The 25,703-nt window shown below is 30.4% G+C and carries 35 protein-coding genes and 1 pseudogene; 31 read left to right on the forward strand and 5 right to left on the reverse strand.

All coding sequences use genetic code 11. The features are described from left to right. The first annotated feature begins 38 nt into the window (after window positions 1–38). The 15 genes from rnc to CUEA01_RS08065 all read left to right on the forward strand — a co-directional run bounded on the left by rnc (window position 39) and on the right by CUEA01_RS08065 (window position 13,545). The gene (gene rnc / locus CUEA01_RS07995; RefSeq protein WP_234121123.1) at window positions 39–746 is read left to right on the forward strand and encodes a ribonuclease III; all 708 of its coding nucleotides are present in this window, start codon (window positions 39–41) and stop codon (window positions 744–746) included. Continuing rightward, window positions 739–1,827 (forward strand): elongator complex protein 3, encoded by a 1,089-nt coding sequence (locus CUEA01_RS08000; RefSeq protein WP_234121124.1) that lies wholly within the window; start codon window positions 739–741, stop codon window positions 1,825–1,827. Before rnc ends, CUEA01_RS08000 begins: the two co-directional genes overlap by 8 nt. Window positions 1,828–1,876: 49 nt before the next feature. After that, window positions 1,877–2,137, forward strand: a complete 261-nt coding sequence (locus CUEA01_RS08005; protein WP_234121125.1) for a stage V sporulation protein S — start codon at window positions 1,877–1,879, stop codon at window positions 2,135–2,137. 236 nt (window positions 2,138–2,373) lie between these two features. Continuing rightward, the gene (gene smc, locus CUEA01_RS08010; RefSeq protein ID WP_234121126.1) at window positions 2,374–5,940 is read left to right on the forward strand and encodes a chromosome segregation protein SMC; all 3,567 of its coding nucleotides are present in this window, start codon (window positions 2,374–2,376) and stop codon (window positions 5,938–5,940) included. 20 nt (window positions 5,941–5,960) lie between these two features. Beyond that, window positions 5,961–6,872, forward strand: coding sequence for a signal recognition particle-docking protein FtsY (gene ftsY / locus CUEA01_RS08015; protein ID WP_234121127.1), 912 nt, complete (start codon window positions 5,961–5,963; stop codon window positions 6,870–6,872). Window positions 6,873–6,954: 82 nt separating this feature from the next. Then, window positions 6,955–7,299 carry a putative DNA-binding protein gene (locus tag CUEA01_RS08020; RefSeq protein ID WP_234121128.1) on the forward strand — a complete coding sequence of 115 codons (345 nt, stop codon included), beginning with the start codon at window positions 6,955–6,957 and terminating at the stop codon, window positions 7,297–7,299. 28 nt (window positions 7,300–7,327) lie between these two features. Further along, window positions 7,328–8,677 (forward strand): signal recognition particle protein, encoded by a 1,350-nt coding sequence (gene ffh, locus CUEA01_RS08025; protein WP_234121129.1) that lies wholly within the window; start codon window positions 7,328–7,330, stop codon window positions 8,675–8,677. A gap of 34 nt (window positions 8,678–8,711) precedes the next feature. Then, the gene (rpsP, locus tag CUEA01_RS08030; protein ID WP_234121130.1) at window positions 8,712–8,960 is read left to right on the forward strand and encodes a 30S ribosomal protein S16; all 249 of its coding nucleotides are present in this window, start codon (window positions 8,712–8,714) and stop codon (window positions 8,958–8,960) included. An 18-nt stretch (window positions 8,961–8,978) separates the two neighbouring features. Continuing rightward, window positions 8,979–9,206 (forward strand): KH domain-containing protein, encoded by a 228-nt coding sequence (locus CUEA01_RS08035; RefSeq protein ID WP_234121131.1) that lies wholly within the window; start codon window positions 8,979–8,981, stop codon window positions 9,204–9,206. A 432-nt stretch (window positions 9,207–9,638) separates the two neighbouring features. After that, complete coding sequence (gene rimM / locus CUEA01_RS08040; protein ID WP_234121132.1) at window positions 9,639–10,139, forward strand: ribosome maturation factor RimM; 501 nt, start codon at window positions 9,639–9,641, stop codon at window positions 10,137–10,139. Next, window positions 10,124–10,849 (forward strand): tRNA (guanosine(37)-N1)-methyltransferase TrmD, encoded by a 726-nt coding sequence (trmD, locus tag CUEA01_RS08045; RefSeq protein ID WP_234121133.1) that lies wholly within the window; start codon window positions 10,124–10,126, stop codon window positions 10,847–10,849. The genes rimM and trmD overlap by 16 nt, the downstream gene beginning before the upstream one ends. Window positions 10,850–10,969: 120 nt before the next feature. Next, window positions 10,970–11,320, forward strand: coding sequence for a 50S ribosomal protein L19 (gene rplS, locus CUEA01_RS08050; RefSeq protein WP_234121134.1), 351 nt, complete (start codon window positions 10,970–10,972; stop codon window positions 11,318–11,320). Between the two features lie 43 nt (window positions 11,321–11,363). Continuing rightward, complete coding sequence (lepB, locus tag CUEA01_RS08055) at window positions 11,364–11,909, forward strand: signal peptidase I (protein WP_234121135.1); 546 nt, start codon at window positions 11,364–11,366, stop codon at window positions 11,907–11,909. 2 nt (window positions 11,910–11,911) lie between these two features. After that, window positions 11,912–12,760, forward strand: a complete 849-nt coding sequence (ylqF, locus tag CUEA01_RS08060; protein WP_234121136.1) for a ribosome biogenesis GTPase YlqF — start codon at window positions 11,912–11,914, stop codon at window positions 12,758–12,760. A 20-nt stretch (window positions 12,761–12,780) separates the two neighbouring features. Continuing rightward, complete coding sequence (locus tag CUEA01_RS08065; protein ID WP_234121137.1) at window positions 12,781–13,545, forward strand: ribonuclease HII; 765 nt, start codon at window positions 12,781–12,783, stop codon at window positions 13,543–13,545. A gap of 92 nt (window positions 13,546–13,637) precedes the next feature. Here CUEA01_RS08065 and CUEA01_RS08070 read toward each other — a convergent pair whose 3' ends face one another. From CUEA01_RS08070 to CUEA01_RS08085, 4 genes and pseudogenes are all read right to left on the reverse strand, one after another. After that, entirely contained in the window at window positions 13,638–14,012 is a 375-nt protein-coding gene (locus CUEA01_RS08070; RefSeq protein ID WP_234121138.1) for a YraN family protein, read from the reverse strand. A gap of 368 nt (window positions 14,013–14,380) precedes the next feature. Next, a pseudogene (locus CUEA01_RS08075) lies at window positions 14,381–14,815 on the reverse strand (magnesium chelatase subunit ChlI family protein); the annotation flags it as partial. Further along, on the reverse strand, window positions 14,770–16,437 hold the full coding sequence (locus CUEA01_RS08080) for a recombinase family protein (RefSeq protein WP_234121139.1): 1,668 nt from the start codon (window positions 16,435–16,437) through the stop codon (window positions 14,770–14,772). The pseudogene CUEA01_RS08075 and the gene CUEA01_RS08080, both read right to left, overlap by 46 nt. After that, on the reverse strand, window positions 16,434–16,820 hold the full coding sequence (locus CUEA01_RS08085; RefSeq protein ID WP_234121140.1) for a helix-turn-helix domain-containing protein: 387 nt from the start codon (window positions 16,818–16,820) through the stop codon (window positions 16,434–16,436). Before CUEA01_RS08085 ends, CUEA01_RS08080 begins: the two co-directional genes overlap by 4 nt. 307 nt (window positions 16,821–17,127) lie before the next feature. Between CUEA01_RS08085 and CUEA01_RS08090 the strand changes: the two genes are divergently transcribed. The 6 genes from CUEA01_RS08090 to CUEA01_RS08115 all read left to right on the forward strand — a co-directional run bounded on the left by CUEA01_RS08090 (window position 17,128) and on the right by CUEA01_RS08115 (window position 19,293). Continuing rightward, the gene (locus CUEA01_RS08090; protein WP_234121141.1) at window positions 17,128–17,334 is read left to right on the forward strand and encodes a helix-turn-helix domain-containing protein; all 207 of its coding nucleotides are present in this window, start codon (window positions 17,128–17,130) and stop codon (window positions 17,332–17,334) included. Further along, window positions 17,334–17,489 (forward strand): hypothetical protein, encoded by a 156-nt coding sequence (locus tag CUEA01_RS08095; protein ID WP_234121142.1) that lies wholly within the window; start codon window positions 17,334–17,336, stop codon window positions 17,487–17,489. Before CUEA01_RS08090 ends, CUEA01_RS08095 begins: the two co-directional genes overlap by 1 nt. Before the next feature lie 166 nt (window positions 17,490–17,655). Next, window positions 17,656–17,799: a hypothetical protein gene (locus CUEA01_RS08100; RefSeq protein WP_234121143.1), complete on the forward strand. Its 144-nt coding sequence runs from the start codon at window positions 17,656–17,658 to the stop codon at window positions 17,797–17,799. Next, on the forward strand, window positions 17,796–17,960 hold the full coding sequence (locus CUEA01_RS08105; protein WP_234121144.1) for a 4-alpha-glucanotransferase: 165 nt from the start codon (window positions 17,796–17,798) through the stop codon (window positions 17,958–17,960). Before CUEA01_RS08100 ends, CUEA01_RS08105 begins: the two co-directional genes overlap by 4 nt. 58 nt (window positions 17,961–18,018) lie before the next feature. After that, the gene (locus tag CUEA01_RS08110; RefSeq protein WP_234121145.1) at window positions 18,019–18,762 is read left to right on the forward strand and encodes an ORF6C domain-containing protein; all 744 of its coding nucleotides are present in this window, start codon (window positions 18,019–18,021) and stop codon (window positions 18,760–18,762) included. Beyond that, window positions 18,763–19,293, forward strand: coding sequence for a hypothetical protein (locus tag CUEA01_RS08115; protein ID WP_234121146.1), 531 nt, complete (start codon window positions 18,763–18,765; stop codon window positions 19,291–19,293). Here the strand turns inward: CUEA01_RS08115 and CUEA01_RS08120 are convergent. Continuing rightward, entirely contained in the window at window positions 19,282–19,770 is a 489-nt protein-coding gene (locus tag CUEA01_RS08120) for a DUF2321 domain-containing protein (RefSeq protein WP_234121147.1), read from the reverse strand. The two genes, CUEA01_RS08115 and CUEA01_RS08120, sit on opposite strands and share 12 nt — an antisense overlap. Window positions 19,771–19,837: 67 nt before the next feature. On the opposite strand from CUEA01_RS08120, the gene CUEA01_RS08125 reads away from it, so the two are divergent. From CUEA01_RS08125 to CUEA01_RS08170, 10 genes are all read left to right on the forward strand, one after another. Next, window positions 19,838–20,005: a hypothetical protein gene (locus CUEA01_RS08125; protein ID WP_234121148.1), complete on the forward strand. Its 168-nt coding sequence runs from the start codon at window positions 19,838–19,840 to the stop codon at window positions 20,003–20,005. Between the two features lie 133 nt (window positions 20,006–20,138). Next, window positions 20,139–20,330, forward strand: a complete 192-nt coding sequence (locus CUEA01_RS08130) for a hypothetical protein (RefSeq protein WP_234121149.1) — start codon at window positions 20,139–20,141, stop codon at window positions 20,328–20,330. 61 nt (window positions 20,331–20,391) lie between these two features. Next, entirely contained in the window at window positions 20,392–20,562 is a 171-nt protein-coding gene (locus CUEA01_RS08135; protein WP_234121150.1) for a DUF6906 family protein, read from the forward strand. A gap of 13 nt (window positions 20,563–20,575) precedes the next feature. Continuing rightward, a complete protein-coding gene (locus tag CUEA01_RS08140) occupies window positions 20,576–20,815 on the forward strand; it encodes an AbrB/MazE/SpoVT family DNA-binding domain-containing protein (RefSeq protein ID WP_234121151.1) in 240 nt (79 codons plus the stop codon). Window positions 20,816–20,820: 5 nt separating this feature from the next. Further along, window positions 20,821–21,033 (forward strand): hypothetical protein, encoded by a 213-nt coding sequence (locus CUEA01_RS08145; RefSeq protein ID WP_234121152.1) that lies wholly within the window; start codon window positions 20,821–20,823, stop codon window positions 21,031–21,033. A 2-nt stretch (window positions 21,034–21,035) separates the two neighbouring features. After that, window positions 21,036–21,296 carry a hypothetical protein gene (locus CUEA01_RS08150; protein ID WP_234121153.1) on the forward strand — a complete coding sequence of 87 codons (261 nt, stop codon included), beginning with the start codon at window positions 21,036–21,038 and terminating at the stop codon, window positions 21,294–21,296. 89 nt (window positions 21,297–21,385) lie between these two features. Then, on the forward strand, window positions 21,386–23,347 hold the full coding sequence (locus CUEA01_RS08155) for an AAA family ATPase (protein ID WP_234121154.1): 1,962 nt from the start codon (window positions 21,386–21,388) through the stop codon (window positions 23,345–23,347). Next, window positions 23,348–24,106 (forward strand): recombinase RecT, encoded by a 759-nt coding sequence (locus tag CUEA01_RS08160; RefSeq protein ID WP_234121155.1) that lies wholly within the window; start codon window positions 23,348–23,350, stop codon window positions 24,104–24,106. It abuts the gene before it with no gap. Beyond that, window positions 24,106–24,831, forward strand: coding sequence for an MBL fold metallo-hydrolase (locus CUEA01_RS08165; RefSeq protein WP_234121156.1), 726 nt, complete (start codon window positions 24,106–24,108; stop codon window positions 24,829–24,831). Before CUEA01_RS08160 ends, CUEA01_RS08165 begins: the two co-directional genes overlap by 1 nt. A gap of 12 nt (window positions 24,832–24,843) precedes the next feature. Next, window positions 24,844–25,701, forward strand: coding sequence for a hypothetical protein (locus CUEA01_RS08170; protein WP_234121157.1), 858 nt, complete (start codon window positions 24,844–24,846; stop codon window positions 25,699–25,701). Window positions 25,702–25,703: the final 2 nt, after the last annotated feature.

The following is a 25,703-nucleotide window of genomic DNA, read 5'->3' on the forward strand; positions in this document are numbered from 1 at the left end:
TAATTTGAATAATGAACTTAATTATAAGGCGGTGGAACATGGAATTAAATTTTAAAGAGCATTTGAAGGCTGTTGAAAAGAATATAGGTATTTCTTTTGAAAATAAGCATCTTCTTGAGACAGCTTTAACGCATAGCTCTTATGCAAATGAAAATAAAAATGCAAAATTTAATGAAAGATTAGAATTCCTAGGTGATGCAGTACTTGAGTTATCTACTTCGGAATATTTGTTTAAAACTTTTTCTAATATACCAGAAGGAGAACTTACGAGAAAGAGAGCACTTGTAGTATGTGAAACATCACTATATGGAATATCTCAAAGGTGGGAGCTCGGTAAGTATATTAGAATGAGCAAGGGTGAGGAACTTACAGGTGGAAGAACTAGAGTTTCAATTCTTGCTGATTGTGTGGAAGCAATAATTGCAGCTGTATATTTAGACAAGGGATTTAAATTTGCAAAAGCTTTTGTTGTGGAGGTATTTAGAAATATTATAGAAAAAGCAATGAGAGATGAAATAATCTTAGATTATAAAACTAAATTACAAGAGGTACTGCAAGTAAAGGGCAAAGTAGATATAAAATATGAATTAATTAAATATGAAGGACCACCTCACAGAAGAAAATTTTATGTAAGATTAAGTTTTGATAATTCTATAAAAGCTTATGGTGATGGATATACTAAAAAAGAAGCAGAACAATGTGCAGCTTATACGGCATTGAAAGGATTGAAGGTATTAAATGAGTAATACACATTACATTATACCAATATTTGTACCACATGAAGGTTGTCCTCACAATTGCGTGTTTTGTAATCAGAATACCATTACAGGGGTAAGTAATAGCATTACTGAAGATTATGTACGTGCAACTATTGAAGAATATATAAAAACCATACCCAATAAAAATGCAGAAATTGAAGTATCTTTTTTTGGTGGTACTTTTACAGCAATAGATATGAATAAGCAAAAAGAACTTTTAAAGGTTGCCAAAGAATATAAGGATAGAGGAGTTATTAAATATATACATCTCTCAACGAGGCCAGATTATATAAACGATGAAATTTTGACTAATTTGAAAAATTACGATACAGATATAATTGAGCTTGGAGTTCAATCATTAGATGAGGAAGTTCTTTTAAAATCAGGAAGAGGGCATAGTGCAGATGATGTTAAAAAGGCATCTGAGCTCATAAAACAATATGGCTTTGTACTTGGACATCAGATAATGTTAGGACTGCCAGGTGATGATTTTAATAAGGATATTAATACAACAAGAAAGCTCATAGAAATGAAACCGGATATTTGTAGAATCTATCCTGCACTTGTTATAAAGAATACGCCTATGGAAAAAATGTACAAAGAAGGTATATATAAACCTTATAGCCTAGAAGAATGCATTGAAATATCAAAAATAATATATGGTATGCTTGTAGCAAATGATATAAATGTAATTCGAGTTGGTCTTCAACCTACAAAAGAAATTAATGAGGGTGGCGAACTTGTGGCAGGACCATTTCACCCTGCGTTTAGAGAATTGGTAGAAGGAAGTATTTTTAATGATATGATATTTGAAAAACTTAAGAATATAGATTTATCTGAAGTAGAAATAGTGGTTAATCCAAAAGATATTTCAAAATTGTATGCGAATAAAAAGAAATTTTTTTATGACATTAAAACTCAATTAGATAAGATAAACTTTAAGGTTATACAAAATAGTGATGTGTCACGTAATAATTTTGTGATGAAATGTGGCAACAAGAATGAAAAAATGTCGATAGTTAGATTTTTCAAAAATAAGTATAAAGAAGGAAATAATATTTATTTATAGAATACCTTTTTAAATAAGATTTAAAAATTATTTGGGAGGTATGTAGTTCATGGAAGTATTAAAGGTGTCAGCAAAATCACAGCCAAAATCTGTAGCAGGTGCTTTAGCAGCTGTACTTAGGGATAATAATTCTGCAGAAGTTCAAGCAGTTGGGGCTGGAGCAATAAATCAAGCGATAAAAGCTATAGCTATAACTAGAGGGTTTGTAGCTCCAAATGGAATTGATTTGGTTGTAATTCCGGCTTTTGCTGAAATTTCTATTGAAGGCGAAGAAAGAACGGCTATAAAGTTTATAGTTGAATCAAGATAGAAAACCGTGCTTGCGCGGTTTTTTATTTTTAAAGATGAACTTAACAAGCATTGAAATTTTATATAAAGTAATATAAAATTATAAAGAAATTATGTATGTGAAAGGACGATGTAAATGAGAAAAGAAAAAAGAGACAAGGCAATGAGAATACTTGTATATATAATTATTGCAGCTATGGTTATAACATTGCTACCAGCTATTGCATTATTTAGGGGTTAGATTGGGAGAGTGCTTTTATGTTTCTTAAATCGATTGAAATAAGAGGTTTTAAATCTTTTGCAGATAAAACTGAAATAGAATTAAAAAATGGAGTTACAGCAGTTGTTGGTCCAAATGGAAGCGGAAAAAGCAATGTTTCAGATGCCGTAAGATGGGTTCTTGGAGAACAGAGTGTTAAAAGTCTTAGAGGCGGAAAGATGGAAGATGTAATTTTTGCGGGAACTCAATTTAGAAAGCCGGTAGGTCTTGCTCAAGTTTCCTTAACTCTTGATAATTCAGATAAAATGTTAAATATAGATTATTCAGATTTAACAATCTCAAGACGTCTCTATCGTTCTGGAGAAAGTGAATACTATTTAAATAATACTCAATGTAGACTTAAAGATATACAAGAATTATTTATGGATACTGGTGTAGGAAAAGAAGGATATTCAATAATTGGACAGGGCAAAATAGAAGCTGTATTAAGTGGCAAACCTGAAGAAAGAAGAGGAATACTTGAGGAAGCAGCTGGTATAGTTAAATTTAAAGCAAGAAAAGAAGAAGCGGAAAAAAAGTTAAACAATACTGAACAAAATTTAACTAGAATAAGAGATATATTAGGAACTTATGAAGAAAGACTAGAGCCGCTTAGAATTGAAAGTGAAAAAGCAAAAAAGTTTGTTGAATTATCTGATGAATTAAAATTAAAAGAAATAAATATAATAATACATTCTATAGATAATATGAATACAAAAATAGTTGAGCTTAAAAGAGAAGCTGAAGAAATAGATAATAGTATAAAAGTGAATATGGAAGAAAGAGATAAAGTTAAGGAAGAAGTAAGTAAAAATGAAGACGAACTAAATAAGTTTGAAAGTGAATTTTCCGAAAAGCAAAATAGCTATTATGAAAGTAAAAGTAATTATCAAAAAACAATTTCTGAAATAGAATTATTAAATGAAAAAATAAATAATATAAACAATTCGACTAGTAAAATACATATTGAGATAGAAAACTCAAAAAATAAATTAATTCAGTTAAAAAAAGAACTTTTTGAAAGTGAGGAGCTTTTCAAAAATAGCAAAAGTAAACAAAATGAGTTTTTAATTAAACTTTCAGATTATGAGAAAACTAAAAAGAATTTTGAAAGTGATTTATTAAATAGGGAAGATGCACTGAAAAGATGTAAGAATGAAGCAGTAGAATTAGCAAGTAATATCTCTGAAAGCAATAATGAAATCATAATTTTAAAGAAGGAAATTGATTCTTCCAATACAAAAATAGAAAATATAAAAACTTCTAAAGAAAGTTATTTAAATTCGCTTAAAATTAATGAAAGTACTAGAGCAATGCTTCAAGATCAAATGATTGAAATATCAAAAAAAATTGAAATGTACAATGAAAATATAAAAAATAATAAAAAAGAAATGCAAGTATTGAATAGAACCATCACCATTGATGAACAAAAACTTAACAGTTTAAATTCAGAATACAATAGAAACGAAGCAAATAAAAATGCACTTATCAATTTAGAAAAACAATATGAAGGTTATAATAGATCGGTTAAAAACTTAATGTCACATATAGATAAGGGAATGATAGGTGAGGTTAAGGGTAAATGTTTTGTACTTGGTGATATTGTGAATGTGGAACAGAAATTTGAAACAGCCATAGAAATAGCCCTTGGTGGTGCAATATCAGATGTTATTACCCAAGATGAAATTATTGCAAAAACTCTTATTAATTATTTGAAAAATAAAAATATAGGTAGAGCTACTTTTTTGCCTTTAAGTATATTGAAGAGTAAAAAAATATCAATTAATGATGATATAAAAAGGCAGACAGGATTTATTGGCATTGCAAGTGAACTTATAAATTATGAAACGTTATTTTCTCCTGCAATTAATTATGTTCTTGGAAGAACTGTAATAGCTGATAATATGGACAATGCTTTAAATATAGCAAAGAAAAGTGGATATTCCTTTAAAATAGTTACATTAAGCGGAGAGGTAGTTAATCCAGGAGGTTCCTTAACAGGTGGAAGTACTTACAATAAAAATGGAAGTATAATTGGAAGAAAAAGAGAAATAGAAGAATTTTCAAATAAAGCAAAAGAAGTTCATTTAGAAATAGATTCTTTAAAGAATAAGATTACAGAAAATAGGCAGACGGTTAAAAAATTAGATGAAATGTGTCTTGATATAATGGATTCTGTACATTCAGAAAATATTGAGATTACAAAGAGCGAAGAAAGAATAAAGGCAATAAATATTGACAATGATAAGTTAAATAAAAGCTGCAGAGTTTCAATGGAAGAAATAAAAATAATAAATTCTGAAATTGAAAATAAAAATTTAAAATTAGTTGAAGCACAAAAAAATGTGAATAATCTTAAATTAAAAGAAGAGAAAAACAATGAAAAAATAAATGAATTTGAAGCTAATTTAGTTACTTTAAAAGATGAAATTTACAAATTAAATGAAGAAATAACTGCAATTAAAGTTAATAAGGCTAAAATTGATGAAATTGTGTTGACAAAAGAAAAGGATTTGAATAGATATAAAGATGAAATTAGAAATATCAATATTAGAAATAAAGAAATAGATGAAGAATTAAAAAGTGAACAACAAAATAAAGTTGAATTTGATAATCAAATTAAGCAAAATGAAAAAAAGCTTGTTGAAATTAAAAATATGATTGAAAATTTAGATGAAAATTTAAAATCAAGTGAAATTCTGAGAATAAAAATAAAGGATAAAATAAAAGCTAATACTGGTGTTCTAGAAAATTTAAAGTTATTAATAGATAGAAGTGAAAATGAAAAACATAAGTATGATGTTAATTTTGCTAGATTAGATGCAGAAAATAAAAATTTATATAATAAGTTAAATGATGATTATAAAATTACCTATGCTGAAGCTCTTAATTATAAAGATGAAATAATCGATGTAAAAAGCTATAAAAATAGAATTGACTATTTGAATTCTGAGATAAAGAAAATAGGAATTGTAAATGTTGGCTCTATAGAAGAATATAAGGAGGTAAAGGAAAAATATACTTTTATGATTTCTCAAAAGGAAGATCTTGATAATGCAAAGGAAGAACTTTTAAGGGTTATAAAAGAAATGACTGATAAAATGAGAGAGGTTTTCAAAGAGAATTTTAAGAAATTAAATGAAAACTTTAAAGAAACTTTTAAAGAACTCTTTAAAGGTGGAAGCGCAGATTTAATATTAGCAGGTGAAGATGAACTTACATGTAATATTGAAATAAATGTTCAACCGCCAGGTAAAAAACTTCAAAATATAAATTTGATGTCTGGAGGAGAAAAAGGATTATCTGCCATAGCGCTTTTGTTTGCAATATTGAAAATGAAGCCTAGTCCATTTTGCATACTTGATGAAATTGAGGCGGCACTTGATGATGCCAATGTTTTTAGATATGCTGAATTTTTAAAGAAATTTTCAGAAGGTACTCAATTTATAGTAATTACTCACAGAAAAGGTACCATGGAGGCAGCTGATATATTATATGGAATTACAATGGAAGAAAAAGGAGTTTCAAAAGTTGTGTCTGTAGACTTAAATGATGCAGCAGTATAAAATTTTAGGAGGATAATTTTATGTTTGGTGATTTTTTTGATAAATTAAAAAGTGGTCTTTCAAAAACAAAAAATAATTTCACTGATAAAATAAATGATGTTTTGAAGTTAACAGTGACAATTGATGATGATTTATATGATGAATTAGAGGAAATTTTAATTACAGCAGACATTGGTATGGAAACATCTATGTATATAATTGATAAATTAAAAGAAAAAATAAAAGAAGAAAAAGTAAAAGATCCTGCATTAGTAACTGACTGTCTTAAAAAAGTTATAGTTGAAATTTTAGGAGATAAAAAAAGTACCTTAACGCCTGAAAAAACACCAGAAACTATTTTAGTTATAGGCGTAAATGGAGTTGGTAAAACAACCTCAATAGGCAAAATGGCTGCTAAGCTAAAAAAAGATAATTATAAAGTTGTTTTGGCAGCAGCAGATACTTTTAGAGCAGCTGCCATAGATCAACTTGAAGTGTGGAGCAAAAGAGCAAATGTTGATTTAATAAGGCATCAGGAGGGGTCAGATCCTGCGGCGGTAGTTTTTGATGGAATTCAAGCTGCAAAGGCTAGAAAGTCAGATGTTTTAATATGTGATACAGCTGGTAGGCTTCATAATAAAAAGAATCTTATGGATGAACTTGGAAAAATAAGCAGGGTATTAGAGCGAGAATTTAGTGAAAGCAATAGAAAAACTTTACTTGTATTAGATGGAACAACAGGACAAAATGCTGTAATACAGGCAAAACAGTTTATGGAAGTGTGCAATGTTGATGGTATAATACTTACAAAATTGGATGGCACAGCAAAGGGTGGAGTTGTAATTTCAATAAAGCACTCGCTTGGAATTCCTGTTGAACTTATTGGTGTGGGTGAAGGCATAGATGACCTTCAGGAGTTTGATCCAGAACAATTTGTAGATGCACTTTTTTAAGTAATAAATAGGTTGTTAAGTAAAAATACTTGACACCTATATATTTTTTTGATATCATAGCTTTTGTGAGTTGGTGATTTCTATGGAAGAAAGAGTTTATTTATCTATGCTGCTTAGTTTGTATGGCAGCTTGCTTACAGATAAGCAAAGGGATATTATGAATTTATATTATGATGATGATTTATCATTGTCTGAGATATCTGAACTAACCAATACTACAAGGCAGGCTATATATGATATAATAAAGAGATGTCATAAAACCTTAATTGATTATGAACAAAAGCTTCAACTAATGGATAAATTCAGTAAAAGTGAAACTATAAAAAATAGTATAGAAAAAAACTTGGAAGAGCTTAAATTTCAAATCAGTGATGATAAAAAATTGAAATTAATTTTCGATATTGAAGCAAAATTAAATGAATTTTAGTTTTATATCGAATTAAAGGAGGTTTAACATGGCTTTTGAGGGATTAGCTTCTAAATTGCAAGAGGCAATGAAAAAATTAAAAGGTAAGGGAAAGCTTTCTGAAAAAGATATAAAGGATGCTATGAGAGAAGTAAAACTTGCACTTCTTGAGGCTGATGTTAATTATAAAGTAGTTAAAGATTTTGTAAAAAACGTTGGTGAAAAATGCCTTGGAAAAGAAGTTATGGAAAGCCTAACTCCTGCACAACAAGTTATTAAAATTGTTAATGATGAGCTTACCAATTTAATGGGTGGAAGTGAAAGTAAATTAAGTTTTAAAGACAATGGAATAACAGTATTTATGCTTGTAGGACTTCAAGGTGCTGGAAAAACTACAATGTGTGGTAAACTTGCGCTTGATTTAAAAAAGAAACATAAAAAGCCCCTGTTAGTTGCCTGTGATATATACAGACCAGCAGCTATAAAACAACTTCAGGTTGTTGGAAAATCTATAGATATCCCAGTTTTTGCCATGGGTGATAAAATGAATCCAGTAGACATTTCTAAAGCAGCTATACAGCATGCTAAGGATAATGACTTAAATGTAGTTATAATAGATACAGCTGGAAGACTTCATATTGATGAAGAACTTATGGATGAACTTAAAAATATAAAAAATGAAGTTGAACCAAATGATATTTTACTTGTAGTAGATTCAATGACTGGTCAAGATGCTGTTAATGTTGCCGAAACATTTAATTCAAAACTTGATTTGTCAGGAGTTATTTTAACTAAACTCGATGGAGATACTAGAGGTGGTGCGGCTCTTTCAATTAGAGCTATGACTGGCAAACCAATTAAGTTTGTTGGTATGGGTGAAAAGATGAATGATATTGAAGTTTTTCATCCAGAAAGAATGGCATCTAGAATACTTGGCATGGGAGATGTACTTACATTAATTGAAAAGGCTCAAGCAGCTATTGATGAAAAGACTGCAAAAGAACTTGGAGATAAAATGTTAAGTCAGGAATTTAATTTCGATGATTATTTGGCAGCTATGTCTCAAATGAAAAAGATGGGACCTTTAAGCAAAATGTTAGAAATGCTTCCTGGAGTTAACACGTCAGCTATGAAAGGACTTGATCTTTCTCAAGGTGAAAAGACCTTGAAGGTAACTGAATCAATAATATACTCTATGACTGCTAAGGAAAGAAAAAATCCTAGTTTAATAAGTTCAAATTCTTCAAGAAAGAAAAGAATAGCAAAGGGTTCAGGAACTTCAATTCAAGAAATTAATAAGCTTTTAAAGCAGTTTGAAATGATGAAAAAATTTACTAAGCAATTTAAAGGTGGTAAAGGTATGTCTAAAAAAGGTTTGTTTGGAAACTTTCCTTTTTAGTATATAGATGATTACTTTGAAGGAGGTGATATACATGGCAGTTAAAATAAGACTAAGAAGAATGGGTGCTAAGAAAGCTCCTTTTTACAGAATAGTTGTAGCTGATTCAAGAAGTCCTAGAGATGGAAGATTTATTGAAGAATTAGGATATTATAATCCAACTACAGATCCTGTTACTATTAAGTTTGATGCAGAAAAAGTAAAAACATGGATAGGTAATGGAGCACAACCATCAGATACAGTAAAGAAACTTTTAAATAAAAGTGGAGTAGCAACAAAATAGTAATTGGAGGTGTGTAACATGAAGCAATTACTAGAGACTATAGCTAAAGCATTGGTAGATAGTCCGGATGAGGTTCAAGTTAGCGAAGTGACTGGTGAACAGTCAATAATTCTTGAACTTAAGGTTGCACCTGATGATATGGGCAAAGTAATAGGAAAACAGGGAAGAATAGCTAAAGCTATAAGAACTGTTGTAAAAGCAGCAGCGGTTAAAGAGAATAAGCATGTTGTTGTTGAGATAATATAAGAGTTAGTTTTACTAACTCTTATATTTTTTATTTGCCTGTAAATTTCTATTTATGTATCTCGAAAAAACAATAAGTGCGTATAGAGGCCAATTTTAAAAAGTATTTGTATTAAAAAATATTTTATGGCAAAAATTAATAAAGATAGACCATTTCAACTATTAAAATTCATGTGCATCATAATGCCAAGAAGCCGGCATTTTGATACAAATAAATTTTAAGTTTCAAGGTGGTTTATCTTTATATAGATAAACCAGTTCAACTACCAAAATCAATTTGCATCATAATGCCTAGAAGATGGTATTTTGATACAAATTAATTTTGAAGTTTCAAGTGTTTTATCTTTATATAAACCTATAATGTGAAAATTAATCAAATTATGATATAATACATAAGGGATTATTTTATATATTTTTATTCGGAGGTATTTTGTAGTGACAGATTTCTTTAATGTAGGTCAAATTATAAATACTCATGGAGTTAATGGTGAGCTAAAAGTAAGACCATTGACAGATGATATAAAGCGTTTTAGAAAATTAAAAACAGTACATATCGAGGATGAAGTTAAAATCATTAAGTGGTGTAAAATTCAACCAGATAAGGTTATATTAAAAATAGAAGGTATAGACAGTATAGAAGAGGCAACTAAATTAAAAAATAAATATATTAAAGTTACTAGGGAAGAAGCTGTGAAATTAAAAGAAAATCAATATTTTATAGCAGATATTAAAGGATGTAGTGTTTTTGATGAAAATAGAAATTATTTAGGAAAAGTATATGATGTAATAAGTACAAGGAATAATGATGTTTATTGGATAAAAGAGGACAAAAAGGAAGATTTATTAGTTCCAGTACTTAAAACTATAATAATGAAAATTGATATAGAAAATAGTGAAATAGTAATAAAGGCAGTAGAAAAATGGAAAGAAGATTAAAGATAGATATTTTAACATTGTTTCCTGAAATGTTTGATTTATTCAATCACAGCATTATAGGTAGGGCTATAAAAAATAATATTATAGAAATAGATACTCATAATATTAGAGACTACAGTAAAGATAAACATAAAAAAACTGATGACTATCCTTATGGTGGTGGAGCAGGAATGGTTATGACTGCACAACCTATAGTTGATTGTATAAAAGAGATAAAAGAAAGAAATAAAGGAAAAGTTGTTTTTTTAGGACCAAAAGGTAAAAAGTTTGATCAAAGTATTGCAAAAGATATGAGTGAATATAAAGAGTTTATTGTATTGTGTGGACATTATGAAGGAATAGATGAGAGGGTATACAAATATATTGATGAAGAGATATCTCTTGGAGATTTTGTATTAACTGGAGGAGAGATGGCTTGTATACCTATAATAGATAGTGTATGCCGTATGATACCAGGGGTGCTTGCAAGCAGCGAAAGTTATACTGATGAATCCTTTTATAGTGGATTACTTGAGTACCCACAATATACAAGGCCAGAATGCTTTGAGGGAGAAAAAGTCCCTGAGGTATTATTATCTGGTCATCATGAAAAAATTAGAAAATGGAGAAGAAAAAAGTCAATTTTAATCACTAAAGAAAAAAGAAGAGATTTGTTTGAAAAAGTTAAATTGAGCAAAGAAGATTTAAAATTGCTTAGAGAAAAAGATTAAATAAAAAATTGTTGCATTATATATATTATTATGATAAAATACAATTTGTGCTAGTACGGGCGGTCCTCTGCTACAATAATGTAACACGAACGTCAAATAATCTTTAGGAGGGAATGCACTATGTTAGATGTAATAAAAAGTATAGAAGCAGAACAAATAAGAAAAGACCTACCTAATTTTAATGTTGGAGATACTGTTAAAGTAGACGTTAAAATAAAAGAAGGCGAAAAAGAAAGAATTCAGGCTTTTGAAGGTACTGTACTTAAAAAGCAAAATGGTGGAATCAGAGAAACTTTCACTGTAAGAAGAGTAGCATATGGTGTTGGAGTTGAAAGAACATTCCCATTAAATGCGCCTATAATTGATAAAATTACAGTTGTAAGACACGGTAAAGTAAGAAGAGCAAAATTATACTACTTAAGAACTAGAGTAGGTAAGGCTGCAAAAGTAAAAGAAATAATCAGAAAATAAGGGGCTTTATGTCCCTTTTTTAATATCATGGTGGTGGTAAATTATGGTTAAGCAATTACGTGAACTTGGAAAGTCGTTATTGGCAGCTATAGTTGCGGCTACAATAGTTATATTGTTTGTATTTGAAACTGTTAGTGTTGATGGAACTTCCATGTATAGAACACTTCACAATAACGATAGATTAATAGTAGAAAAAGTTACTTATCGTTTTAGAAAACCTGTAAGGGGCGATATAGTAGTTTTTAAATGCCCTAGTGATACTAGTAAGAAATTCATAAAAAGGGTAATAGCTGTAGGCGGCGATAAAATAAAAATAGACAACGATAAGGTATATGTAAATGATAGACTGATAGACGAACCATATACTTATTATATAAAACCAACTGATAATATAATTGAAGATGATAGAATTCATAATTTTAAGGAAACAACTGTGCCTAGTGGTACTATATTTGTTTTAGGAGATAATAGGTACGACAGTCTTGATAGTAGATTTAAGGATGAAGTTGGATTTGTAAGTGATAAACTCATAATAGGAAAAGAATTTTTAAGAGTTTATCCGTTTAATAAATTCGGAAAGGTTAGATAATCATGATTGACTCAATAAATTGGTTTCCAGGCCATATGGCTAAAACAAGAAGGGAAATAAAGGAGAATCTAAAATTAGTTGATGCTGTTATAGAAATTAGGGATTCTAGAATAGTAAATTCTAGTGCAAACCCAGAAATTGATCAAATTTGCAAAGATAAACCACGAGTAATTCTTTTAAACAAATCAGATTTAGCCGAAGAATCTGTAAATAATAAATGGATTGAAAGTTTATCTCAAAATAATACAGATGTTTTACCGGTTAATTGTATAACAGGAAAAGGTTTAAATAACATAAAACCAGTATTGAATTCTCTTTTAAAAGACAAACTTGAAAGATTAAAGAATAAAGGTATTAAAAGCTATACTATTAGGGTGATGGTTGTTGGCATACCCAATGTTGGCAAGTCATCTTTTATAAATAAAATGGCAAAAAATAATATTGCTAAGATTGGAGATAGACCAGGAGTTACAAAGAATAAGCAATGGATAAAAACTAGTATAGGTATTGAGCTTATGGACACTCCAGGTGTATTGTGGCCTAAATTTCAAGATAATAGTGTAGGAATTAATCTAGCATTTACAGGAGCAATTAAAGATGAAATACTTGATATAGAAGAATTAGCATTAAAACTTGTTGAGTTTTTGCAAAAGTTTTATCCTGAGAAGATTAAGGAAAGATATAAAATAGAAGAATTATTGGAAACTCCATTAGAAAATTTAGATTTAATAGCTAAAAAAAGAGGGGCTATTTTAAGAGGCGGATTAATTGATTACAATAGAGTTGCAATAATGCTTCTAGATGAATTTAGAGCAGGAAAAATAGGAAAAATCTCTTTGGAAAGGCCGTGATAAATGTGGATTTTTCAAAAATGAACTTAAATGAGATTAAAAGTTTTGTCAGTGACAAAAGCGAAGAAGAAAAGTTAAAAATAGCTGCAATCCTAACAGATGATAAACGCAAAAATGTAAATAAACTCGGCGAAACTTTAATTAAGAATAAAGAAAAAAAAGACATTGAAATAAAAAGGGTAAAGGGACTGTATGATTTTGATAGAAATTTTGGAGATATAGCTATAGCTGGAGTGGACGAAGTTGGAAGAGGACCACTTGCAGGACCTATAGTAGGTGCAGCAGTTATTTTAGATTTAAATGCCTGTAATGATAGCGAATTAATACTTGGTATAAATGATTCAAAAAAAATTTCTGCAAAGAAAAGAGAAGAATTAGCAGAAATAATAAAGAAGAAGGCTGTAAGCTATGCAATAGGAATATTGGATAATAATGAAATTGATAAAAATGGAATAGCATGGTGTAATAACGAAATATTTAGAATGGCCATTTCTAAGTTAAATGTAATGCCTAATTTGGTTATATCAGATGGTTATGCTGTTAGAGGTATCCCAATCAGAAATAATTTCATAGTAAAAGGTGATGCAAAGAGTGCAAGTATAGCATGTGCATCTATTGTTGCAAAAGTTTATAGGGATAATTTAATGTATGAATATGCAAAGCAATATCCACAGTATGGCTTTGACAGCAATGTTGGTTATGGATCACAAGGGCACATAGATGCAATAAAGAAATTTGGCACTTGCCCAATACATAGAATGAGCTTTTTAAAGAATATACTATAAATAGAAATTCAGAGTACAAAGTACAGTGAAGGATGATTTTCTGTAGCAAAGTGGAAGAAAATCATCCTTTATTCCATTGCCCTTAAAGTTGTCTATTTATATACTTGAAAAGCATCCGTTATATGATTCACAAAATGAGAATTATCGTTAAGGTTTAACAATATTTCAATAATATCAAATCTAAAGTCGAAATTTAGAAGATTTCTTTTTTGTATATATGCTAAAGCTGTTTTGTATATTTTATACTTCTTGGAATAAGTTACTGCCTCTATTGGATTTCCGTATATGGTTCCGTATCTACTTTTTACTTCAACAAAAACTATATAAGAGTCTTTTTGCGCGATTATATCAATTTCTCCAAGCTTGCATCTGAAGTTTTTATCTAAAATCTTATAGCCTTTTTCACGTAAATGATATTCTGCTACATTTTCACCATAGTTACCTATCTTTTTATTAAATTCATACATAAATATATATTCCTTTCTTATGGAGTTACAAGAGGCTGTCGCACAAAATTATTTTATAAACAAATAATAAATATTGCGAACCATTATTCAGAGTACAACTGACAGAGTACAGAGTACAGTGAAGGATGATTTTCTTCCGCCTTGCTACAGAAAATCTTATAACTTATTTTTTGATTGCTTACGCAATCGCTATATTATCAATGTGTTCAGCGAAGGTGACAACAGTTAAGTTAAAGATTTACCTGACGCAAGGAAAGATAAATCATCCTTCACTGTACTCTGATTTTTAGTTCGCAATAATTTTACGTTACGTATTAAATAGTCTTAGTGCGACAGCGCCATTAACATCTATTTGTAAATTTTCAACATTAAATAATGTTATCGTTTAAAAATTTTCTGTATTGTATGGCTTCCATTATGTGTTTTTTATCTATATTTTTAGCGTTATCTAAATCGGCAATTGTTCGAGAGAGCTTTAAAATTTTGTTACAAGCTCTAGTGCTCAAATGATATTTAGTATAAACTAATTCTAAAATTCTGGAAGTTGCATTGGTTAGCTTGCAGAATTTTTTTATATGATCTTCTTTCATATCTGAATTACAGTAAAATCCATACTTTTTAAAACGGTCTCTTTGAATTTTTCTGGCAGATTTAACTCTTTTCTGAATACTTTCTGAAGATTCATTGTCTGTATTTTTTTCTCCAAAGAGTTGTTTAAAAGTTACGTCATTTACAAAAGAAAATATATCTATTCGGTCTAAAAGTGGTCCTGACAACTTGGAAATATAATTTTTCCGAGCGTAGTCAGTGCAATTGCAAGGACGAGATGAACCATAGTACCCACATGGACAAGGGTTTGTGGAATAAGTTTGACGTTCACGATGTCGCTACTGGGGGGCATTTTCAAAAGATTATATGTTGCATTCCAAACAGAAACTTCTTCACCATGATCTATTTCAGTACCAATAATTATTTCCTTTACTAATAAATGAATTAAATCATATTTATCTTTAAATGAAAGATTATCTATTTTTTTATTGTAATATTCAAGTTTGTTTTCCATAGAAACTATTAATTTATTTTCATTATCAATGTATTTATTTTTTTCCTTAATTATATTTATTAATGCAATAAACTTATTTTCTTCTTTTTTTATATCTAACAATTGTTCATCAAGTTCAGCATCATTAATCACTCCCTTTCTATAGAGCTTTAATATGTTATTTTTTTCATTTTTGATATTATCAAGTTCAGAGTTTAAATTTGATATCTGAGTAGTATTTTTTTGTTCAATGTGATTATTAGATTTTTCTTTTAATTTATCAATATAATTGTGATAGTTTTTTACTATTTCCAAGCAATCTACTAGAACACTATGTTCTATGCAATCTGCATTTACATTTAAATTTTTACATTGTATATTCATAATTTTTTTATTTTCTCCACGCTTACCACTGCAAGCATAAACAGAATTCCTTTGCTTATAACTTATCCCATAATAATTCTTGCCACATTTTCCACATTTTATAAGTCCTCGAAGCAAATAATCTCGTACTTTAGCATTTCGCATAGACAAAATTACATTTTCCTTTTTCACTATTTGGGCTTTGTTCCAAGTTTCATTATCTATTATTTGTGGTACTTTTCTTATAATAGTTTCTTTTCTACGTGTAGCACGCTTACCATACTCATGAACACCTTTATATGTGCTACTACTTAAAATACGTTGTATGGTTCCAGAACGCCATTTACAGCTTATATTTTTAGTGCGTTTCCCTTTGCCACTTCCGCAACTGGTTGATATGTTTAAATTGTTCAAAACAATAGCTATGTTAATTGTACTTAATTTTTCATTTACGTATAAATTAAATATTTTTTTTATTATATTGGCTTCATCTTCATTTATTTCTAGAAATCCTTCTTTATTCACAGTATAGCCATAAGGTACAATTCCACCTAGCCATTTACCTTTTTTAGCAGCTCTAGTTGCACCTAAGTACATTCTATCCAGAATATTATTTCTTTCTAATTCTGCCATGTTTAAATAGGTTATAAACTGGAATCTTCCAGTAGGCGTATTTAAATCAAATGGTTCTGTGACACTAAGTATTTCTATCGTATATTTTCTTAGTAGTTCTACAGCTTTTAATCCACTCAGAGTATCTCGCCCAAACCTATCAACCTTCCATACCAAAACTGTATCAAAAAGACCTGCTGCAGCATCCTTAATTAGTTTTGCCCCAGCAGGTCTTTCTATAAATTCAACAGTACCAGATATACCATCATCTAAGTATTCATTGAACATTTCCATATTATCACAATGCATTTCTAAGTACGTATGTAATATGTCAATTTGATTTTCTATTGTTTCTCTTTCTTTTTGGTCATCAGAACTCACCCTACAATATAAGGCAATTTTTTTCATTTTAAATCGTTCCTTTCATCACGAATAGTTTTTAACGCTTTTTTTATATATCTTTCAATTAACTCTTTTTCATATTCTTTAATTTCTATGCCATCAAGTGACAATTCTTCAGAAGATAGAACAACCTGAAAAGCTTCTTCTAGATCACTCACAACATATTCACCATCTGTAGAAAAAAGCAAGTCTTCTGCTTTAACTCCTAATGCCTCCGCAATTTTTGTTAATGTTTCTGTATTTAAATTTTGCCTTTCCCCACTTTCGATTTGTGAAATAGTAGAAGTACCCACATGGGCATCTTTTGCTAATTTATATGCACTTGTACTTTGTGCTTCTCTGATTTTCTTAATGTTTTGACCTAATATTGAAATTTGCTTACTTTTCATCTTTATCACCTTTATTATTTTTATTTCCGTTTACAGAACTATAATAACATTATTATTTCACATTGTAAAGATATATGCAAAAATAATGCTTCCGTAGTCGGAAACAAAATTCGATAATTATTTCACAAAACGGAGATATATTTTGACATATTGAGTAATAATAAGCTATAAAGAGCTATTTTCAAATTGTAAGAAAATTTAGCCTTTTTTAAATTTGAAGTACTTCACAATACGGATATATAATTATGGCATAGTTCACGAAACGAAAATAGCAGATGTGAACTAAATTAAAGAAAGGAGACTTAAGATGGATTTCAAAGAGTTAATTACTAATAAAGGCTTTACAATGTACAGGCTTGCAAAACAATCTGGACTGGGGCAATCCACAATAAACGAAATAGCTAATGGTAATAGGAAAAATCCTAATATGAATACATTAACTAGCATAGCAGATACATTAAAAACTTCTGTAGACGAGCTTTGTAATAGTTTGAAATTGGAGGAGGATAAATAATGAATTTACCAGTTAGAGAAGAAATTGTGTGTGGAAAAAGAAGAATAATAATTAAACGTAAAGCTTCAGGTGTAGATAAAACCAAAGAAGCTGTCTTATTAATAATGGGGAGGGACAAATGGGAGTATAAAGAAGACATAAGTCAAGCTCAATAAATTAGCGGTAAAAGTATTATAGGAAGTAATTAAATTTATATAAAAAGTCTCAGATGATATTTCTAATGCCATAAGAGTATCAATACTCTTATTTAACTATTTACTATATGCTAGTGAATAATTTTCCATATAGTACACACACTATAAAAATAGGAGTGTGAGATATATGAAGAAAAAAGATGATGATGAAATAAAAGTAGTAATTGTAAATCCTGAACGTATTCCAATAGCAGAAGAACGTTTAATCAAGTTTCTTTATGATGAATATATAAGAGAAATAGATTTAATGAAACAGGAGCAACAAACATGATAAACATGAATGAAGTAACAATAGTGGTGCATTATCCAACTCCTGAAAATCAAGAAGAATACGACAGAAGAGTGGCAGAAGTTTATGCAGAAATCATATCTAGACATTTAAGCAATGACGATATAAGGAAACTTGCACGACTTTTAAAGTCAGGTAAATAAAGAGTTGCACAAAAGATTAAAAAGTTATAAGCAATCAAAAAAGAAAAGGAGGGCAATCATGAGCTTAATAAAAATCAACAATCAATACATTCCGGTAAAAGAATTTAACAATCAAAGGGTTGTAACATTCAAAGATATTGATTTATTACATCAAAGAACAGATGGAATTGCAAGAAAGAATTTTAACAATAACATTCAACATTTTATTGAAAATACAGACTATTTCTCCATAAAACCTTCGGATGTGAATAATTTTCCCATCCCAATAAATAACGCTGGGCTAACACTTATAACCGAATCAGGCTACCTAATGTTAGTAAAATCATTTCAAGACGATTTGGCATGGAAGGTACAAAGAGAATTAGTAAATGGATATTTTAGAGTAAATGAACAAAAGCAACTTTCACCAATGGATCAGTTAAGATTACAGTATCAGGTTATTGAACAGCATGAGGAAAAACTCAGTGAGCTTGATACTAAGGTAGAAAATTTAGCATTAACAATGAATATAACAGATGGACAAGCTAAAACAATTCAAGCACTAGTTCACAAAAGGGTTAAAACACTATGTTGCGGTGATGAAAGCAGCTCATACCAAAATCAATCGCTAAGGAAAAAGGTGTATAGATATATTTGGAAAGCTTTAAAAGATTACTTGAATGTAACGGTATACCATAACATCTTAAGAAAAGATTACAGTCAAGCGTTAAAGTACCTGGATAGTATTACATTGCAGGGTGCGTTGCTTAGAGAGGTACAGGATGCTAACAATCAAGTTAATTTTAGTGAGGAGGTAGTATAAATGAATACACTAGACATAAAAATGCGACTTTTAGATGTAATCGAATTGAGAGAAGCAACAGCAATAAAAATGCACAATACCAGTTGTGAGGAACTTCTAAAAAGATACAGAGCACTAGATAAGGAAATGAATGATCCCATTAAAGATTTATGTGGACAAGCCAAATCACACACAGTAAAATTGGGTGCCATAACAATTACTTCCGGTGTTGATGCTAAAGATTTAGCTGAAGCTATTAGTACTTATGCAGCTAAGAGAAAATCAATTGAGGGGATACAAACTGAATCAAATAATATTCATGCAGATTTTATTAAAAGTGGAGTCCTTTCGCACCAAGAAGAGATTAAAAGAGAAGTTGCTCCAGAAGTATCAGTTCAAGAGCAACTTGAAGAAAATTTCTCACCATATACAGGTGAAAAGCTACACGAAACTTGTCCTAACTGTTGGGTTAAAGACAATAAGCCATATAATTGCGGCTATAATAAATGCCCAGGATATACTTTGTTTTCTTTGGAAAAATCAAAGCCCTAAAGATTTTTTAATGGTTTCAGATGCGATATTTACAATTATGTCTTTTACGCCATCAGCAGTATATGTAGCAGCTTTAGAAATGAACCTTTTAAACCTAGCTGCAGCTAATTGTGTTTTAGGCGTTGGAGATTCAACAATTAAATCAGGTAACGTATCGAAAAATTGTTTTTTCTCGTCTGAATTTAAGTTTTCATCTTCATCTATTAATGACTTTGCAGATTCTAATGCAGTTTTAGTCCAAGGATATGGTTTGCCACAATTATGACAATAAGATGGAACTTTATATTTATTACCTAATGAAAAAACACCTTCAACTTCATAGTATCCACGGATAGAAGTATTACAGTCAGGGCAATTTGTGATAGTTGCAGCGCCACATTTTGAACAAAAATTTTCTTTAAGTTCAGGAGAATCATCTGCTGCTGTAGTTATCTTATGACCGTTAAGGCAAATTTGAGCTATATGATAATATGGCATAATTATCACCTCACTTTCAAGTGAGTATTCTACAAAATAATGTAAAACCCTTTGGTTAAAAAAGGAAGTGAATTTAGTGAAAAATGTTGAGACCATGACACCGGAGGAAAGACGTGCAGAAATAGCCTACAAAAGGCAATCTTTAGAACAACTATACGACAATATCCCAGAAGAACAGTACCAGGAACAAAAGGCACTTGTTAGTAAAGAAATAAAGGAACTAGAGGAGGAATAAATTGGACAAGCACAAAGAACAAAACACAACACTTGTATGCATAGCAGCAGTATTAACAATAACCATTTTAGCGTTTGCAGTAGCATACGTGATGTTTGCAATAATAGATTATTTAAGTTAGGAGGTGTGGACCATGATAATCCAATTGACGGGAGGGAATAAGCAGTTAATAACTGAGTATCTAATGGAGCAGTACAAAGCAGAGTTATCAGAGAAAAACAACCACTGGCCAGCGCAACAAAAACATTTAGAAAGAGCAGCTAAAAAGCTAAACATACTATTTGGAAGATTGCATCTAGATGAACAAATACACAGCATTGAATAGACACAGTAAATAACTGCGTAATAGCAAGTAACAAGGTATTTTGGGGGAAGGAGGAAGAAATTTGAAACATGGTAAGAAACCAACTCTTAAGCAGTTGGGGAGAATTGCAAAGCTAGAATACAAGGGAAGAAAACTCAAACCTGAAAATTGGCTTGTGGTTAAAGATACAATAGAAGAATTTGTATTAGTTAATCGTAATTCAAGGCATATTGAAATATTTAAAAATAATTAAGGAGGAATTTTTTATGAAGGCAACAGGAGTAGTTAGAAAGGTAGATACATTGGGAAGGATAGTAATTCCTATGGAATTAAGGAGAACATTCAGCATAGAGGAAGGTGATCCATTAGAAATCTTTGTTGATGGAGAGCAAATTATCTTAAAGAAGTATCAGCCAGCTTGTATATTCTGTGGTGAAGGAAAAGACGTGGTTGAGTATAAGGGTAAGAAAGTTTGCAAACATTGCTTGGAAGAATTAAAGAGGTGATTGCATTGCTAAAAGTAACACCAGTTCAATCAGTATCGAAAGGTGCTAATAGTTTTCAGCAAAATCATAGTGAAGAGTTTCAGAATATTCTGCAAACGGAAGAGAAAAAATACGAGGTTGATACAGACCATGTTTATGACAAGGATACAAATGAGATTGTTTCAGATTTGGACAACATGGACCACAACACTTTGAAAAATTTATTGAGGGAGGAATAAGCGTGCTAAAAGGATATTTAAGAGCATTAATAGACAGGTACTACAGAAGTTATGAGATAGCACTTAGGAATAGAGACAGTGTAAAAGCTGGCATGTTCAAGGGTGTATGTGATGATTTAGCAGATATGATGGAGTATATGGATGAAGCAAATAATCCACAGGAAAAGCCTAATTCTAACGGTAAACATGTAGCAATGGTATTTGTCGGCAAGTCAGCAGATTTTGCGGAGTACTTAAAAAGAGAAGGAGTAAAACTTCAATAAAAAATACCCTCGCCAAAGGGTACAAAAATAAAAATTCAATCAACTTCATTCTATAACGGAATGATAAAAAAATCAATGGAGGATAGAAAATGAGTAAATCAATTATTTTGAAAGGTTTATACCTAAAGAATTTCAAGGGAATCAAAGAGTTAGACATAGATTTTGCAAAGGTAACAAGTGTTTATGGGGATAATGGGACTGGAAAGACTACAGTGTTTGATGCATTTACATGGCTGCTATTTGATAAAGATAGCCAGGATAAATCTAAATTTGATGTACAACCACTTGATGAAAATAACAATGTAGTCCATATGCTTGAAACGGAAGTAACTGCAGTTCTTGAAATAGATGGAATTAAGACAGCACTAAGAAAAATTTTGGAGGAAAAATGGGTTAAGCCAAAGGGTAAACCTGAATCAGAGCTTAAAGGAGTAACCACATCTTACTATATTGATGAAGTACCAAAGAAACAGGGTGAATATAAGAAAGCTATTAATGACATTATTCAGGAAGATATATTCAAGCTTTTAACTAATCCCATGTATTTTAGTACTAACTTAAAATGGCAGGATAGAAAAAAGGTTTTAATGGACATTGTAGGAGATTTTACTGACAGTGATGTAATTGCTTCTAAAAAGGATTTACTTCCATTGAGGGAGCTATTAGGCAATAAGAATATAGATGAATTGAAAAAGAGTATAGCAGCATCTAAGAAAAAACTTGTTAAGGATAAAGAAAATATCCCTGCAAGGGTAGACGAATGTAACAGATCAGTAAGAAGTGATATTGATTTTGAACTGCAGGAGATAAATAAAAAGAATATTAGCGCCAATATTAAAATGTTGGATGAACAGATACTTGATAGTAGCAAAGTAGATGATGAAATACTAAAAAAAAGAGATAAACTATACAGCTTAAAGGATGAAATTAAAAATATTGAGTATGAAGCAAAATCAAATTCGGAAAAACCATTATTAGAGCTAAAAGATAATTTATATAAATCCAATAGTCGTAAAATGCAGCTTGGTAGGGAACTTAATACGGTCGAATCAGAAATCCATTATAAAGAAATATCTGTCGCAAATCTTCAAGTTGAAATGGCTGAACTTAGAAAACAATACAAAGATATTCAAAATGAGGAACTACACTTTGATGAAGATATATTTGTTTGCCCTACGTGCAAGCGACCTTTTGAAGCTGATGACATAGAAACAAAGAAACAAGAAATGCTGGAAAATTTCAATTCCAATCAATCAAAAAGACTTGACCAAATAAATGTTAAAGGACAAGCAAAAGCAGCTAGAGTTGAATCACTAAATAAGGAACTTGAAGAACTAAATAGCAAAGCTACTGATTTAAATACTCAATTATCAAAAGTTACTGCGGAAGTTACCGAGTTGCAAAAGAAAATAGGCGATTTTAAACCACAACTAAACCTAGAATCCGATGCAGAATATCAGGAACTTAAAAATGAGATTAGTGGTATCGAAGCTGAACTAAATAAACCTTCTGATACAAGCTCTATAGTAGAAGAACTTAAACATAAAAAAGCCAATTTAGGGATTGAATTAGGTGGTATAAATAACCTTATAGCATTTAAAGAACAAAATTCAGCACTTACAGCGAGAATAGCGGAATTACAAGCTAAGGAAAAAGCACTAGCACAACAAATTGCAGACTTAGAAAAACAAGAGTTCCTATGTGATGATTTCATAAAAACTAAAGTTGAACTATTAGAATCTAGCATCAATAGTAAATTCAAATATGTTAAGTTTAGATTTTTTAAGCAACAGGTTAATGGTGGAATAGACGAAGATTGTGAGCCACTTGTTAATGGAGTACCTTTCAATACAAATTTAAATAGTGCTGCTAAGGTTAACGCTGGATTGGATATTATTAATACTCTTTCGCAACATTATGGCATCAATGCACCAATATTCGTAGATAACAAAGAAAGTGTTACAAAACTTATAGACACAGATAGTCAACTAGTTAATTTAGTTGTAAGTGAAAATGATAAAAAATTAAGAGTAGAAAGTGAGGAAATATAAATGGATAATCAGTTAACAATTAGAAAAGAAGAAACACAGGTTGCATCATCATTAGGAGTTTTTAGTTCAATGCAGAAGTTTGAAGAAGCTGCAAGAATGTCTAAAGCATTAGCAACTTCAACGCTAGTGCCAAAGGAATATCAGAACAATATAAGTAATTGCATGATTGCTATAGATACAGCTCAGAGATTAAATATATCACCATTTGCAACAATGCAAAATCTTTATATAGTCAATGGAAGACCTTCATGGTCAAGCCAGTTTATCATATCAGCTATAAATAAATGTCATAGATTTTCAGAACCATTAAAATTCAAAATTGAAGGTGAAGGGAATGGACTTAGATGTTATGCATATACAAAAGACCTTAATGGCAATGAATTAAGAGGACCACTTATAACAATGGAAATGGCAAAAATAGAGGGATGGCTTAATAAAAACGGTAGCAAGTGGAAAACAATGCCACAAGTAATGATTCAATACAGAGCCGCTTCCTTCTTTGGAAGATTACATTGTCCAGATATTCTTATGGGTGTTTATACAGATGATGAAAATGTTGAAAGAGAGCCAGCAACAATAGTTGATATAAGTGTTGAAGATTCAGTAAATAAAGAGATTGAGGAAAAAGGTAATTCAAAGCAAATCGATATAGAAGAAAAAAATGATAATAAAGCTGTTTCTAATGAAGCCCACACTGTAGAAAAACCAAAAGACCAACAGCCACATCAAACAAAAATAGAAGAAGGACCAGCATTCTAATGAGATTAAAAGTATTGGGAAGTGGTAGCAGTGGAAACTGCTATCTACTTCAAAATAAAAATGAAACACTAATACTTGAATGTGGGCTGCCTTATAAAACTATTCTGAAAGGCTTGAATTTCAATCTTAGCAATGTTGTAGGGTGTTTGGTCACACACGAGCATAAAGACCACTCTAAAGCTATAAATGATGTTTTAAACAATAGCATAGATGTTTATAGCAGTAATGGAACACTGAAAGCAATGAATATTGAAAGCTATAGAGCAAAAATAATTGAAAGTGAAAAGCAATTTAAACTAAGAGGATTTACCATACTTCCTTTTGAAGCTGAGCATGACGCAGCAGAGCCACTAGGATTTCTTATTCAACATTCAGATTTTGGGAAAATGCTCTTTATTACAGATTCGTATTATTGTCAGTATAATTTTTCAAAAATTAATCGCATCATGGTTGAATGTAACTATAGTAAATCTATCTTGAATGAAAATATAGAAAGTGGTTTGATTCATCCTACACTAGCAAATAGGCTTTTAAAATCACACTTTAGCATGGAGCATGTGAAAGAATTTCTAAAAGCAAATGATTTAAGTCAATGCAGAGAAATTATTTTAATACATTTATCAGACAGCAACAGTAATGCAGCACAATTCAAAGAAGAGATTGAAAAGTTAACTGGAATACCAGTCTACATTGCAGAAAAGGGCTTGGAATTAGAACTATTTTAAAGGAGTAATTCTATGGGAGAAGGTAAAGGCTGGATAAGTATATACAGAAAGATTCAAGATAGTTGGTTGTGGCAGGAGAAACCTTTTGATAAAGCACATGCCTGGATTGACCTTCTCTTGCTTGCCAATCATCAAGATAAAAAAACACTACTTGGCAATGAGTTAGTAGTAGTTAAACGCGGTAGTTTTATAACCTCACAAAAAAAATTAATGTATAGATGGGGATGGGGTTCTGAAAAAACTCGAAGATTTTTAAAGTTACTTCATAGTGATGGAATGATAAAAATTGAGACAGATAAAAAGAAAACAACTATCGTAATTAACAACTATGAGGAGTACCAAAATCAGAACGGTTTAAGCGCAGATATACCAAGCGATACAGCCAACAAGCAGAATGAAAATAGAACGCAAACAGAACACAATCAGAATGCAAACAGAATACAATCAGAAACAAACAATAATGATAATAATGTAAATAATGATAATAAGAATATATATTGTCCAAACTCAAATGAGTTTCGACTCGCTTCATATCTGTTTAATTTTATTAAGCGTAACAATCCAGATGCAAGGGAACCAAACTTACAAAAATGGTCCAAGCAGTTTGATTATATATTGCGTATAGATAAAAGAGATATTGAAGAAGCAAAGAGCGTTATTAAATGGTGTCAAAATGATGATTTCTGGTGCACAAATATATTAAGTCCTGATAAGTTGCGAAAACAGTATGATAGACTACTAGTGCAAATGAAGCAACCAGTAAAAACAGCAATCAAGGATAAGGGACACTTTAATGATTATAGTCAGAGACCATTTGATCCTACGTTAGAAGCTAAATTATTAGGATGGGACAATGATTCGAAAGGGTGAAA

This window comes from Clostridium hydrogenum (assembly GCF_021432385.1).
Classification (GTDB): domain Bacteria; phylum Bacillota; class Clostridia; order Clostridiales; family Clostridiaceae; genus Clostridium_S; species Clostridium_S hydrogenum.